Genomic DNA, 14,041 nt, shown 5'->3' on the forward strand with positions numbered 1-14,041 from the left:
AACCAAGCCGGGGCAATGGCGCTTTGGTTGTTCTTTTGTTGCTCAACCGCCACCCAGCGCCTCATCCAGCGCTATTGCTCCCCTCATGCGCCTCCTACCCTTCCTTTGCCTGCTGCTTCCCCTCTCTACCCTGGCCCAGCAGCCGCTGCCCGTGCCGCGCAACCTGCAAGCCACCTACGCCAAAGGCACCCGCGCCGAGAGTGGCCAGCCCGGCCCCAGCTACTGGCAAAACACCGCCGACTACAACATTCGCGTCAGCTTCGACCCCACCACCCGGCTGGTGGCGGGCAGCGTGGCTATCAAGTACACCAATAGCAGTCCCGATTCGCTCCGCGAGCTGTGGTTCAAGCTCTACCCCAACCTGTATAAAAAGGGGGCGCCCCGCAGCTCGGCCTTCCGGCGGGAAGACATCGGCGACGGCGTCAAGATTGAGCGGATGACCCTCAACGGGAAGGCCGTGGGCTTCAGCAAACTCGATGCGAAAGACACCAACCTGACGATATCGCTCTCGCAACCCCTGGGCCCCGGCCAGGCAATGCAGGTGGTGGTCGACTACCGCTACACGCTCAATCAAACCTCCCACATGCGCACGGGCCAGGTGGAGCCAGGGGCGGCCTTCGTGGCGTACTTCTTCCCGCGCATTGCCGTGTACGACGACGTGGATGGCTGGAACAAATTCCCCTACAATGGCTCGCAGGAGTTTTATAACGACTTCTGCAATTTTTCGGTCGACGTGACCGTGCCCCGGCACTTTGTGGTGTGGGCCACCGGCGACCTCACCAACGCCGACCAGGTACTGACCGCCCCCTACGCCCAACGCCTGCGCGAAGCCGACCAACAGGACGCGCCGCGTTTCATCATCAGCACCGCCGACGCGCAACGGCGCGACGTGACAGCCGCTAGTCCGCAAAACACCTGGCATTTCGAGGCCCGCAACGTCACCGATTTTGTCTTCGCCACGGCCGACCATTACGTGTGGGAAGCCACCAGCCTGGTGGTCGACCCCGCCACCGGGCGGCGCACCCGTGTCGATGCCGTTTACTCTCCTAAGCACCGCAGCTACGGCGAAGTGCTCGGCATTGCCCGCAAAACGGTGGAGGCCATGAGCTACACCTTCCCCAAGTGGCCCTTCCCTTACGCCCACGAAACCGTGTTCGACGGCCTCGACCAGATGGAGTACCCGATGATGGTGAACGACAACCCCACCGCCACCCGCGAGGACGCCATCACCCTCACCGACCACGAAATCTTCCACACGATGTTCCCCTTCTACATGGGCATCAACGAAACCAAGTACGGCTGGATGGACGAGGGCTGGGCCACCATCGGCGAGTGGCTGATTTCCTCCCTCATCGACCCCAAGCTGGACGACAACTACGGCGTGGCCGCGTACGCCAAGGCCGCCGCTACCGAAAACGACTCGCCCGTCGTCACGCTCAGCACCCAGCAAAGCGGCGTGCCCTTCTTCCTCAATTCCTATCCCAAGCCCGGTCTGGGCTACCTCTACGTGAAGGATTTGCTCGGCGACGAGCTGTTCACCAAGGCCCTGCACACCTACATCCGCAACTGGAACGGCAAGCACCCCATGCCCTACGACTTTTTCAACAGCATGAATACGGGCGCCGGCCGCAACCTCAACTGGTTCTGGCAGCGCTGGTTTTTCGACGGTGGCTACCCCGACCTGGCCATCGCCAGCGTCAACAAAACCGCCGCTGGCTACGACATCGTGGTGCAAGCCAAAGGCAGCAAGCCCGTCCCCATCGATGTAGTGGTGAGTTTCGCGGATAATTCCACCCAGAAATTCCACCGCAGCATCGCCGTCTGGGAATCGGGCGCTACGTCCGTCACCGTCCCAGTGGCCACCAAGCAACCCGTGAAGCGCGTGACGCTGGGCAGCACGCTGGTACCAGATAGTTTCCCGAAGGATAATGTGTGGGAGGGAAAACAGAAAAACTAACGGTTGAATTTATTTTTCAGCACCTAAAATCATCACAATAAGCACATACCTTTGCTAGAATACTTTTTCCATTTTTTACTTATTTTTAAAAACACTGATTCATGAAACACTTTTTCTTCACGATTCTACTGGCTTTGTTTGCTGGTTTTTCACTTGTGTTATCCTCGTGCAGCGATGACAAAAAAGCGGACCCTACCCCCACCACTGGCACGGTGAACGGGCAGATTACACCGGCCAACTCAGTAACCACCGTCACAGCCACCAGCACCGCCACCCCGACTACCACCGCCACGGCCACCCCCACCGCCAGTGGCACCTACACCTTCACCAACATGGCCGCCGGCACCTACACGCTGAGCTTCACTCCGGCCACGGGCTTCACGGCCCCGGCCACGCAAACCGTGGCCGTGACGGCGGGCGGCACGGCCACGGCCACGCCGGTGACGGTAACGATGGGCAGCACGGGCGGCACGGCTACTTTCACCTACACCATCAACGGCACAGCTACCACGGCAAACCTGGCCTCGGCCAACGTGCTGTCCGGCTCGTTGTTCATTCAGAGTAGCAGTGGCACGGGCAGCCGGATTGTTACCCTCAGCCTGGACGTATTGCCGACTGGCCCCCGTTCCTACACGTTTGGCGGGGCAAGCAGCACGTCGGAAATCAACGTTATAGAGGCGGCTGGCAGCAATCTGGTAGAATGGAGCACCTCAGCCACGGGGGGCACCGGCACCGTCACCATCACGTCGGTGACCACGAACCCGCGGCGGGTTTCGGGCACGTTTAGCGCCGTAGCCCAGCCCGACGGGTCCGGCGCTACCGGGACGCGCACCATCACGGCCGGTACGTTCAGCAATCTGGAATTCTAACCACATTGGCTAAGCTGCCGCTCCTCATCAAAAACCAGTCGGCCTAGCCGGCTGGTTTTTTTAATATTATAATTGGTAAGCAACCTATGACAGGCACGCCCCTGGGCAGTACGCAAGTGCCGCAAGTGCCGGATAGTTTCCCGAAGGATAATGAGTGGGAGGGGAAGTAGCTGCGAGAGTATATTACACCGATTAATCAGTAAGCCCGTCTAATTATGCCGCATGCAACTCGACTTCTGCTCGTAGTTTTTCTATTGATTTCAGTTGTAGATAAAGCGAAAAGCTGCTCCTGCTCTACAATCACAAGTAATATTAAATCTCAAGTGAGGTGGCACAATCTAATTTTCTCTGGCAAACTAGTCAGTGCAAAAATTACGAAGAAAACAGAAAACGGCCATATAATGAGTGATGTTACATTCAAGTTTGTACCTAGCAAATTTTGGAGAGGAACGAAAGTTGATACAATTGTGGTGAAGCAAGAGTATTCCTTTTGCGGCATCCCTTTAGTACAAGCAGGCAAGTCGTACGTCATTTATGCTACGGCAAATCACGCATTGCATTCGTGTGGCAGTAGATTAATTGGAGAAGGTGGTATCGAGCACGAATCGAAAAGATTAGACAAGCTTTTCACCAGAAAACGCTTCAAGCAACTTCAAGCCGCCAGTTAGTACATTTGGCCGCAGTGATGATTCGCCCCACCGCGACGCTTTCGGGCGACGACGAAAGTCCGGGCAACGCAGAGTATCCTGCTCGCGGCGCAAGGCGGCTTAGAACCACCTATTAACTTGTTCATTCTGCCATGAGCTGGTTTCGCCAAACCATTTTTTTATTGCCACTCGCGCTACTTGGTTGCACTACCTCCCCCGATTCGTCAGCGGTTGAAGCGGGCGATGCACCGCCAGTGGCATTAGTGCAGGAAAATTGCCAAAAGGCAGACGCCATCATACAGGGGAAGGTAGTAGCGGTGCAAGACGGGCAAAATGGGTATTCTTCCGCATTGCTGAAAGTCGCCCAGGCATATCGGGGCCCATTCCACTCGGGCGATACCGTTCGCTATTATTCTTTCAGAAGCGAAAAATATGACCCATCGACGCTCGGTAAACCGTTCATTGTGTTCCTGAGTACCCGAAAAGAAGAAGAGCAGACCAGTTGGGGCACCGCCACTGACTTAGCTGAATTTCCAGACAACCCGGCCACTGAAAAGCTTTTCCGTCAAACTTTAAAATAATCCCCTTTATGCCTTCTTTAATTCTACCAACCTTTGAGCAATTAAAAAAGAACTATCCGACTGGTTCAAGCTTCTCGCAAGTCAAAAAAGATATTGGCGGAGGGGTGACGCAAGAATAGCTAGGCGATAACACCTGTGTTATTCGAATGAGTAAGGCATTTAATTACGAAGGCTCTGGAAATCTTATTCCTGGTAGCTATCCAGGGTTACTGACGGTAAAGGGTGCTGATAAGCTTAATTATGCTGTTCGGGTCACTGAGTTCATTGATTATTTAAGCAAACAGTATGGTGCGGCCGATATTATTAAATTAGGCGAAGCTATTGAAGAAGATGCTTTTTGGGGCAAAACTGGAATTATTGCCTGGAGTGTAAATGGCTAGGGCGACGCTCGTGGTCATTTCACCCTCTGGGATGGTCAGAAGGGCCTGTATGTGGGTGGGCATGACTACTGGGCCATGCCGAAAAAGAAACTTCCTGCCGTGAAAGGCGTCGTGCCGCCCTATCTAATTAAATCGCAACTCTGGCTTTGCTAACCGCAGCTGGCAATCCCTATCTTTGCCCGCAGTGATGAGTCGCCCCACCGCGGCGCTTTCGGGCGACGAGGAAAGTCCGGGCAACGCAGAGCACCCTGCTTCCTAACGGGAAGGCCTAGCACGCCGCAAGGCAACCTAGGACAGCCAGTGCCACAGAAAACTACCGCCTACGTGGCCTTTCGAGGCCGCCGGTAAGGGTGAAAAGGTGCGGTAAGAGCGCACCAGCGGGCGGGTGACCGTCCCGGCTGGGTAAACCTCAGGGGTTGAAAGACCAAATAAGCTGGTACGCCGGCGCGGCCTTCGGGCGGCACCGGCACCGGGCGGCTCGTCCGGCGCCAGCGGGTAGGTTGATGGAGCCTTTCCGCGAGGACTGGCCTAGATAAATGGTGGGGACGCGCCCCCAGGCACGGACAAAACCCGGCTTACAGACCCATCACCACTCATCAAAAGGGCCGTCGCAATTGTATTGCGGCGGCCCTTTTGATTTTGGCGAAGACCAGAGTGTCATGCCGAGCGCAGCTTTTACTTCTTGTTTGCCGTCCGCACGGCTTTCACTTCGGCCGCCGTCACGGCGCTGGCTTTGTTGCCGAAGTTGTTGCGCACGTAGGTCAGGACGTCGGCCATTTGCTGGTCGGTGAGAAAGTCCTGCGAGGGCATCACGTTGTTGTAGGGCTCGTCGTTGATATCCACGCCTTGCAGGCCGTTGACCAGCACGTTTATCAGGCGGGTTTTGTCGCCCAGCACGTAGTCAGTTTTGGTGAGGGGCGGGTTCAGGCCGTCTACCCCACCACCATCAGCCTGGTGACAGGTCAGGCAATATTGGGTGTAAATGGATTTGCCCTTGAGCAGGGAAGCCGCCGGTATACCGGCGGTAGCCGCCATTTTGGCGGCGGGTTTTTTCTGGGCCAACACTGGCCCGCTACCCAGCGCAAGCAGGGCCATTATAGCGAGAGTCTTCTTCACGAAAGCACTTATTTCTTGTTGTATACGATGCGGTAAATGGTTCCTGCCTTGTCGTCGGAAACGTAGAGCGAGCCGTCCGGGCCCTGGGCCAGGCCGCAGGGCTTGTGGTCGGCCCGACCGGTGGCTATTTTTTCGGGCGAGCCCGCGAAGTTATCCGCGAACACCTCCCAATCACCGGCCGGCTTGCCGTCTTTGAAGGGCTGAAAGACTACGTAATAGCCTTTCTGGGGCTCGGGCGCCCGGTTCCAGGAGCCGTGGAAAGCGATGAAGGCACCGTTGCGATACTTCTCGGGGAACATGGTGCCGGTATAGAACAGCAAGCCGTTGGGGGCCATGTGCGCAGGGTAAGCGGCAGCGGGCTCCAGGTACTTGGGGTCGGCTTCCTTCTTGCCGTCGCCGCCATACTCGGGGGCCAGCATCTTCTTGCGCTGAATAGGGTCGTAGTACAGGTAGGGCCAGCCGGCATTATCGCCTTTCTTGAGGGCGTAGAGGCACTCTGCCGGTCGCTCAGCCGACTGTTTCGTGTCGTACAGCTCCGGAAAAGTGTCGTGCAGCTGGTCGCGGCCGTGCTGCATCACAAAGAGCCCGTTGACCTGCTGGTTCCAGTCGAGGCCCACCACATTGCGCAGGCCGGTGGCGTAACGGGTGCCACTGCCGTAACCCTGATTGAGCTTGTCGGCCCGAAACTGCCAGATGCCCCCCGCCGAATCCAGCACGGGGCAATTCGGCTGGCCGAGCGAGCCTTTCTGGCGGTCCTTCACCTGGCAGGAGTTGGAATACGCCCCGATGTTAACGTAGATATTTCCCGCGTTATCGAGCGCAATAGATTTGCTCTCGTGCTGACGGCGATTAATCAGCCCCGTAATTATTTTCTCGGGCTGCGCGGGGTTGGTTACTTCACCCTTGGCATCCAGCTTGTAGCGAAATACTTCCTGGTCGGACGAGGCGTACAGATAACCGTCTTTGGTGGCGATGCCCGTGCCCCCGTAGCTGCCAAAGCCACCCGTGACGGTGGCTTTGCCGGTGGGCGCCTCATGTAGCACCAGAATGCCTTTGCCGTCTTTGGTGGGCCGGTTCAGCTTGACGTAAATGTTGCCCTGCGGCGTCACGGTGAGGTGCCGGGTGCGGGCACCGGTTTCGGCCACCACCAAGGCTCCGAAGCCGGTGGGCAGCTTCAGTCCCGCGTTGTCGGGGTCGGCCACCACGGTCGTCCCCTTGTTGGTAAGGGCATAAAGGGACAGGCTGCCGACCAGGACCGTCGAGAGTAACAAGGGACGAAGCAGGGTGCTTTTCATAAAGGAATTGGTGTAAGAATGATTTAGACCGGTTTTCTCGCTGGCGTATGCGGCGCGGCTACGAAATCTCATGTGCCCCACCTAACGGGCCCGGCCCCGAACCCCGGGGAGTCTGATGGCCGGCACCCCAACCGGAGAAGGACGATAGTAGTTAACGATTAAACTGCCCAAAAGCAGCAAAAGCTGAGTCGACGGGCGAATATAGCGGCTGCCGATTAGGTTGGCGGTTTGCAGAGGTAGAATCATGGCGCCCGGCTTTATTGTTACCTTCGCTTTGTTCCGTGCGCTTCTATTCTCTTTTCATTTCCCATGCCCCGTATTCTCATCATCGACGACGAAAAAGCCATCCGCAATACGCTGAAAGAAATTCTGGAGTTCGAAAGTTACACCGTTGACCAAGCTGAGGACGGCCCCGCCGGCCTCGACATGCTCATCCAGCAGCGCTACGACGTGGTACTCTGCGACATTAGAATGCCCAAGATGGATGGCCTCGAAGTTCTCACCCGCGCCCAGGCCATGGGCACGGATGCGGCCTTTATCATGGTCTCGGCCCACGGCAGCATCGACACGGCCGTGGAAGCCACCAAGAAAGGCGCCTACGACTTCCTGCCCAAGCCGCCCGACCTGAACCGCCTGCTCGTCACGGTGCGCAACGCCCTCGACCGCACCAAGCTGGTGACCGAAACGAAGACGCTGAAAAAGAAGCTCTCCGTCGCCAAAGGCTCGGCAATGGTGGGCTCCTCGGCCGCCCTGGGTGCCGTGCGCAAAGCCATCGAAAAAGTAGCGCCCACTGACGCCCGGGTACTCATCACCGGCCCCAACGGCGCCGGCAAAGAAATGGTGGCCCGCCAGCTCCACGAGCTAAGCCAGCGCGCCCAGGGACCCATGGTGGAGGTAAACTGCGCCGCCATTCCCTCTGAGCTGATTGAGAGCGAGCTGTTCGGCCACGAAAAAGGCTCCTTCACCTCGGCCGTGAAACAGCGCATCGGCAAGTTTGAGCAAGCCGATGGTGGCACGCTCTTTCTCGACGAAATCGGCGACATGAGCCTCTCGGCCCAGGCCAAAGTACTCCGCGCTTTGCAGGAAAACAAAATCACCCGCGTGGGCGGCGAAAAAGAAATTTCGGTGAACGTGCGCGTGCTCGCCGCCACCAACAAAGACCTGATGCAGGAAATCGCCGACCGTAATTTCCGCGAAGACCTGTACCACCGCCTCTCGGTCATTCTAATTCAGGTACCAGCCCTGAACGACCGCCGCGACGACATTCCCGAACTCATTCAGAAGTTCCTCAACGACATTGCCGCCGACTACGGTAACAAGCCCAAGAAAATAGACGCTGCAGCCCTGGAGTACTTAAAAGGCCTGGACTGGCGCGGCAACATCCGCGAGCTGCGCAACGTGGTAGAACGCCTCGTCATTATGAGCGACGATACCATTTCGGAAGGCGACGCACGAGCCTTCGCGGGGAAGTAAAACGGATGATAAGTTGATGACACGGAGTCGTACCAGGTACGACTCCGTGTCATCAAGAGGGCCTTCCCAAGAAAAGAGCCTTATCCGCTAATTTGATGCGCGGCGCCTGCGAACAGAGGTACCAATGCCACTCTGGCTTCTTACATCACTCATTTTTATCTAAAATTCATGCTATTCAGCCCCGCATATCGACGGTTACTCTTATTATTACTCCTGCTTTTCAGTGCCGGAACAGCGAATGCCATCCGGGTCAGTGCTTACCAAGTAGCTGCGCAAATTAATGCTGACCAGAAGCTCGTAACCGTTGACATGACCCTCACGCTTCAGTCCAATGGGGAAGACAGCGTTTATCTCCTTTTGAATAAGAACGCCCAAATAATGAGCATTACCTCTGGCAAACAGGCACTGCCCTATATTTTCAGAGTAAAAGGAACCAGCGACAATATGTTTTTGGAAGATGGCCGCCGACTAACGATTAAAACAACTTCACTGGCGGCTGGAACAAATCAACTCCGCTTTCGCTACAGCTGCATCTTCTCGGACCTACGGCACGGCGGCACTTCGTTCACAGATGACTTAATAGAGCTGAACCTGTATGCGGCATGGTTTCCTTTAAATTTTGACTATGGACGCTTTACCCATCACATTCGCCTTCAAGTACCGCCCGACTTTACGGTCTCGGGCACTGGCGTTGTCAGCCACAAGTCGGATAATTGGGAGCTTGTACGGACCCAGCCTGATAATGACATGGTAGTGCTAGCTTCAAAAAAAATAAAAACCAAATTATTTCAGCAAAACAACGGCGCCATTCGAATTCATTATATCAATTTGACTGATGCCCAGGCTGACTCTACGCTGGCTTTGTGCAAAGACGTTTATAGTTACCTGCAAAGCCTGTTTGGGAGTGCGAACGGACGTAATTTAACCGTGTTTATTGATCCGACCAAAGGCATTACTTCCTATTCCCGCAGTGGTTTTATTGCCTTACAAACCAAAGGCAAGACACCAGCCGAAATTAGCTTTTTAATTGGCCATGAGATTGGCCATTTTTGGTGGAACAAAGCCAACAAGACCACGTGGGAGGACTGGCTTAATGAATCCTTTGCCGAATACAGTGCCCTACTATATCTAAAGCGGCAGCGGGGCCAGGTGGCATTCGACCAGAAAATAGAGTCTTATCAAAAACAAACACAGACTTCGCCGCCGATTCGCAACCTGAATCGGGAGGCTAACGGGGCTGGAAATGTTTTGTATAAGAAGGGACCGGTAGTGCTGTACGGCATACAGCAACAAGTTGGAGAAGAGAAATTCCTTAACTGGTTGAAGTTCGTAGCAGAACAAAAGACCTCAACCACTGCTGAACTACTTCAAGGAATCGAAACCACATTCTCTGCTGACATGCGGCAATCCGTGGAACAAGCATTAGTGAAATAATCAACAAATCAGGATTTATGCAGCTACAAGCGCCAGGATGGCGCGGGGTCGTACCCCAGTAGGGTTCTACCCCGCGCCATCAACTTGCCAGCTGGTTGCATCCGCGCACGTCCGAATTATCCATCCGGCCCAGCACCTCAAATGAGCCATCGGGGTGCATACGCGCTAAGTCCTTGGTTTCGATGAATGCGCAGGAATCGATGTTAGCCAAGTCAATAACGTTGATGGCCCCATCTCCCCGGCTGCTGCCAACCGAGAATGGGTCCGACGGGTCGCGCAGCAGCACGCGCAGCGGGGCGGGACAATGAAACTGGCCATCGCCCAACGAATAGGCCTGGCTGAGCAACTCGGTCATGCCATACTCCGAATGAATGCCTGCCGGGCCGAACGCTGCTTGCAGCTCCTGGTGCAGCTCTTCCCGAATCATTTCGCGGCGACGGCCCTTCATCCCCCCGGTTTCGAGTACGGTGAGGCCTTGCAGCTCCGGCGCAGGGCCTGCTTCGGTGGCAAAATCGAGCAGCGCATAGCTCACGCCAATGAGCATGACGCGGCGGCCGGATACCTGCTTGGCGGCGGCCAGGGCAGCGCGCAGAGCCGCGTGGTCGTGCAGGAAAAATGCGGGCTGCGTCTGGCCCGATTGCCGGGCAAAATAGTCCACCATTGCAACCAGCGACGACTGCCCTTGCTCCAGATAAGAGGGCAGCAGCGCCAGAAACGTCCAATTAGTGAGCAGGCCGTAGCTTTCCTCAAAAATTCGGGCGGCGTTTTCGCGGTACAAAGCGGGGTCGCGCACGAGGTGGCGGCTGCGCTGCTGAAGCGTCGTGCCGCTGCTCAAAAACACTTCCTGGGGCTCCCACTCGGTGGGCGCGGTACGCACGTCGTGGGTTTTAAAGAATTCGATGGGCAGGAAGGGAATATCCGTTATCCGCGTCACGGCCGCCGGGTCGCGGGCCAGCCGCGCCAGATATTCGGCGTAGGGTGGGCAGTGGGTCGCCTGGTGCCGAAACAGCGCCAGCGCGGCCGCGTCGAAAGCGGCGGCAGTCACTGTGGGTAGGGTCCGCAAAAAATCATTTCGGAAACTCATGGCTGGGCAACGTGGTTAGCAACGCAAGTCGAACCAACAACCCTCGCCATTCGTTGGAAAAAATGTACTTTGGGACCGCGTCGGCCGTTGTATTCCTGACTTATCACTTTCTGTACTTATGAATCTGCTTCGTACCCTGAGTAGGACCGCCCTTCTTTCTTTACTTGGAGCGAGCCTCAATGGCTGCGTCAACGCTCCCGACTACGATCTTACGCCAGCTATTGACTTCAAGGAGATTCAGGTGACGCGGATTCCGGCGGCGGGTGGCTCGCTAGCCGTCGATGAGATAAACTTCTCGCTCAACTTTCGCGACGGCGATGGCGACCTGGGCTTATCGGACGACGACATCAAAGTAGCACCGTGGAATGCTACCAAGGGCGGCCCAAACGACCGCGGGTTTAGTTTCAACTATTTCATTCAGCCCTATAGAAATGTCGGCGGGACGTGGGTGAAGTTTGTCGTTCCGGGCAGCTTTGAGGGCGAGTACAACGGCCGGTTTCTGCGCCTCGACCCTGCCGATGCCAAGCCCGCTCCCCTGAAAGGCCAGCTGAACTATAAGCTTCCCATAAACCTGGATGGGGCTATTTACAGACCCGGCCAGGTTTTTCGGTTTGAAATCAGCATTATGGACCGGGCCTTACGCCAAAGCAACACCATCACGACCAGTGAGGTAACGCTTTAGAGCTACGCCCGGTCCGTTACTGGTCTCAGTAAATTTCCGGAAACCGCTCGGGCTCCGCTTCGCTCATCAGCTCATACACGGTGTCGAAGATGTCCTCCGCGTTGGGCTTGCTGAAATAGTCACCATCTGAGCTATAAGCCGGGCGGTGGGGCTGGGCGGCCAGGCAGCGGGGCTGCGCATCCAGGAAACGGTAGGCGCCTTGCTCGTCCAGCACGTGTTGCATCATGAAGGCGGTACCGCCGCCGGGCACGTCCTCGTCGGCAAACACTACGCGGTTGGTTTTTTGCAGACTGTCGGCAATCAGGTGCTCTACGTCGAAGGGCAGCAGGGTTTGCACGTCGATTACCTCCACCGAAATGCCAGCTTCGGCCAATTGCCGGGCGGCCTCCAGCACAATGCGGCACATCGAGCCGTAGGTTACCACCGTCACGTCGGTGCCGGCTTGCAGCACTTCGGGGCGGCCCAGGGGCAGGGTAAACTCACCCACGTTGGTCGGGATAGTTTCCTTTAGGCGGTAGCCGTTCAGGCACTCAATCACGATGGCGGGTTCGTCGCTGCGCAGCAGTGTGTTGTAGAAGCCCGCCGCCTGCGTCATGTTGCGGGGCACGCACAAATGGATGCCGCGGATGCTGCCCAGAATCATGCTCATGGGCGAGCCGGAGTGCCAGATGCCTTCCAGCCGGTGCCCACGCGTGCGCACGATGAGCGGAGCTTTCTGGCCGCCTTTGGTGCGGTACTGCAGGTTGGCGAGGTCATCGCTCAGAATCTGAATAGCGTAGAGCAGGTAATCCAGATACTGTATTTCGGTGATGGGACGCAAGCCGCGCAGCGCAGCGCCGATGCCCTGCCCCACGATGGTGCACTCTCGAATGCCGGTATCGGTGATGCGCAGCTCCCCAAATTTCTCCTGTAAGCCCGCAAAGGCCTGGTTTACATCCCCAATCTTGCCCACGTCCTCGCCAATAGCGAAGATGCTGGGGTCGCGCTGGAAGTTGGCGTCGAAGCAGGCTTGCAGCACCTCGCGGGCATCAACCTGCGGCGCGCCCGGCACGAACTTGGCGGGCACTTCTTCGATGTTGCCAACGGCGTATTCGCTCTGGCTGAACAGGTTGGAATTATAGCGGTCGGCGTTTTCAGCCAGCAACTGCTCCAAATGACGCTGCACGGCGCGGCGGCCGGAGCTGCGCTTCTCGTTACGCACCTGGCGCAGCACCCGCCGTAGAGTCCGCACGATGTCGGCCCGGATGGGCGTGGGGTTTACTCTAAGCTGCTCAACCAGCTCATGCAAGCTGTTTTCGGTGCCGGTGTCGGCCACCAGCTTGTCGAGCAGGGCCACGGCTTCGTCGCGCTCGGCTTTGATGGGGTCGAAGAAAGCAGCCCAGGCGGCGGTACGCGCCATTTTGATGGTAGCCGCCGCGTTTTTTTCGATTTCGTCCAGCTCAATTTCGGTGGCGTGGCCCTCGGCCAGCAGCCACTCGCGCAGCTTATGCAGGCAGTCGTGGGTCTCCTCCCAGCTCAGCCGGTCCTTGCTCTTGTAGCGCTCGTGTGAGCCGCTGGTGCTGTGGCCCTGGGGCTGCGTGAGTTCTGTGACGTGGATGAGCACGGGTACGTGCTGCTCGCGGCACACGGTAGCGGCGCGCTGGTAGGTATCCACCAGCCCGGCGTAGTCCCAGCCGCGCACCACGTAAATCTCGAAGCCCGGCTGGCCTTCGCCGTCGCGCTGCAGGCCCATCATGATTTCAGAAATGCTCTGCTTGGTGGTCTGGTACTCGGCAGGGACAGAGATGCCATAATGGTCGTCCCACACGCTGACCAGCATGGGCACTTGCAGCACCCCGGCCGCGTTCAGGGCCTCGAAAAACATGCCCTCCGACGTGCTGGCATTGCCAATGGTGCCGAAAGCCACCTCGTTGCCGTTAGTGGAAAGGTCCGTGAATTGGTGCAAGTCCGGGTTTTGCCTGAACAGCTTGGAAGCGTAGGCCATGCCCAGCAGGCGCGGCATTTGCGCGCCGGTGGGCGAGACGTCGGCGGAGGAATTCTTGGTGTGGGCAAGGGCCGTGAGGTTGCCGTCCTCGTCCAGCATACGGGTGGCGAAGTGGCCGTTCATGGCGCGGCCGGCGGTGGCGGGCTCGGCTTCCACGTCAGGGTTGGCGTAGAGCTGGGCAAAATACTGCTCCCAGGTGAGCTGGCCGATGGCCACCATAAACGTTTGGTCGCGGTAGTAGCCGGCACGGAAATCACCGTTCTGGAAGGCGCGGGCCATGGCTAGCTGCGGCACTTCCTTGCCATCGCCAAAAATGCCAAACTTGGCCTTGCCCATAAATACTTCCTTGCGGCCAGCGAGCGAAGCGTGACGGCTTTCCCAAGCCAAGCGGTAATCAGTGAGGAAGTCGACCTTGGTGAGAGGCGCGGCTAGCGCAGGCAGGGCGGTTTCGGCAGTAGGCATAGTGGAAATTGACAAGGAGAAGAGTGGGAATTCAGAATAGGAAGGACGAGCGGGCCGGAGCCGTGGCGCAAAAATAC

The 14,041-nt window shown here is 57.2% G+C and carries 11 protein-coding genes, 1 other RNA gene and 1 pseudogene; 9 read left to right on the plus strand and 4 right to left on the minus strand.

The window, feature by feature from the left end; genetic code table 11:
- The first annotated feature begins 85 nt into the window (after positions 1-85).
- The 6 genes and pseudogenes from WX88_RS17635 to rnpB all read left to right on the plus strand — a co-directional run bounded on the left by WX88_RS17635 (position 86) and on the right by rnpB (position 5,028).
- On the plus strand, positions 86-1,957 hold the full coding sequence (locus tag WX88_RS17635; protein WP_046245722.1) for a M1 family metallopeptidase: 1,872 nt from the start codon (positions 86-88) through the stop codon (positions 1,955-1,957).
- Between the two features lie 101 nt (positions 1,958-2,058).
- Positions 2,059-2,826 carry a hypothetical protein gene (locus WX88_RS27930; protein WP_052732817.1) on the plus strand — a complete coding sequence of 256 codons (768 nt, stop codon included), beginning with the start codon at positions 2,059-2,061 and terminating at the stop codon, positions 2,824-2,826.
- A 215-nt stretch (positions 2,827-3,041) separates the two neighbouring features.
- Positions 3,042-3,494, plus strand: coding sequence for a hypothetical protein (locus WX88_RS30210; RefSeq protein WP_156176233.1), 453 nt, complete (start codon positions 3,042-3,044; stop codon positions 3,492-3,494).
- A 131-nt stretch (positions 3,495-3,625) separates the two neighbouring features.
- The gene (locus WX88_RS17645; RefSeq protein WP_046245723.1) at positions 3,626-4,054 is read left to right on the plus strand and encodes a hypothetical protein; all 429 of its coding nucleotides are present in this window, start codon (positions 3,626-3,628) and stop codon (positions 4,052-4,054) included.
- 137 nt (positions 4,055-4,191) lie between these two features.
- Positions 4,192-4,434 (plus strand): annotated as a pseudogene (locus WX88_RS28885) (T6SS effector amidase Tae4 family protein); the annotation flags it as partial.
- Between the two features lie 184 nt (positions 4,435-4,618).
- Positions 4,619-5,028, plus strand: an RNA gene (gene rnpB, locus WX88_RS28890) — RNase P RNA component class A.
- Between the two features lie 81 nt (positions 5,029-5,109).
- Here the strand turns inward: rnpB and WX88_RS17650 are convergent.
- Both WX88_RS17650 and WX88_RS17655 read right to left on the minus strand, forming a co-directional pair.
- A complete protein-coding gene (locus WX88_RS17650; RefSeq protein ID WP_046245724.1) occupies positions 5,110-5,550 on the minus strand; it encodes a c-type cytochrome in 441 nt (146 codons plus the stop codon).
- Between the two features lie 8 nt (positions 5,551-5,558).
- Entirely contained in the window at positions 5,559-6,845 is a 1,287-nt protein-coding gene (locus WX88_RS17655) for a PQQ-dependent sugar dehydrogenase (RefSeq protein WP_046245725.1), read from the minus strand.
- Positions 6,846-7,154: 309 nt separating this feature from the next.
- Here WX88_RS17655 and WX88_RS17660 point away from each other — a divergent pair, with 309 nt between their 5' ends.
- Entirely contained in the window at positions 7,155-8,318 is a 1,164-nt protein-coding gene (locus tag WX88_RS17660; RefSeq protein ID WP_046245726.1) for a sigma-54-dependent transcriptional regulator, read from the plus strand.
- A gap of 168 nt (positions 8,319-8,486) precedes the next feature.
- Entirely contained in the window at positions 8,487-9,752 is a 1,266-nt protein-coding gene (locus tag WX88_RS17665) for a M1 family aminopeptidase (protein WP_156176234.1), read from the plus strand.
- A 79-nt stretch (positions 9,753-9,831) separates the two neighbouring features.
- Here WX88_RS17665 and WX88_RS17670 read toward each other — a convergent pair whose 3' ends face one another.
- Positions 9,832-10,836 (minus strand): acyltransferase, encoded by a 1,005-nt coding sequence (locus WX88_RS17670; protein ID WP_052732818.1) that lies wholly within the window; start codon positions 10,834-10,836, stop codon positions 9,832-9,834.
- Between the two features lie 118 nt (positions 10,837-10,954).
- On the opposite strand from WX88_RS17670, the gene WX88_RS17675 reads away from it, so the two are divergent.
- The gene (locus tag WX88_RS17675; protein ID WP_046245729.1) at positions 10,955-11,518 is read left to right on the plus strand and encodes a hypothetical protein; all 564 of its coding nucleotides are present in this window, start codon (positions 10,955-10,957) and stop codon (positions 11,516-11,518) included.
- Between the two features lie 25 nt (positions 11,519-11,543).
- Here the strand turns inward: WX88_RS17675 and WX88_RS17680 are convergent, their stop codons facing one another.
- Positions 11,544-13,964, minus strand: coding sequence for an alpha-ketoacid dehydrogenase subunit alpha/beta (locus tag WX88_RS17680; RefSeq protein WP_046245730.1), 2,421 nt, complete (start codon positions 13,962-13,964; stop codon positions 11,544-11,546).
- Positions 13,965-14,041: the final 77 nt, after the last annotated feature.

It is taken from the genome of Hymenobacter terrenus, assembly GCF_000972495.1.
GTDB classification, from domain to species: domain Bacteria; phylum Bacteroidota; class Bacteroidia; order Cytophagales; family Hymenobacteraceae; genus Hymenobacter; species Hymenobacter terrenus.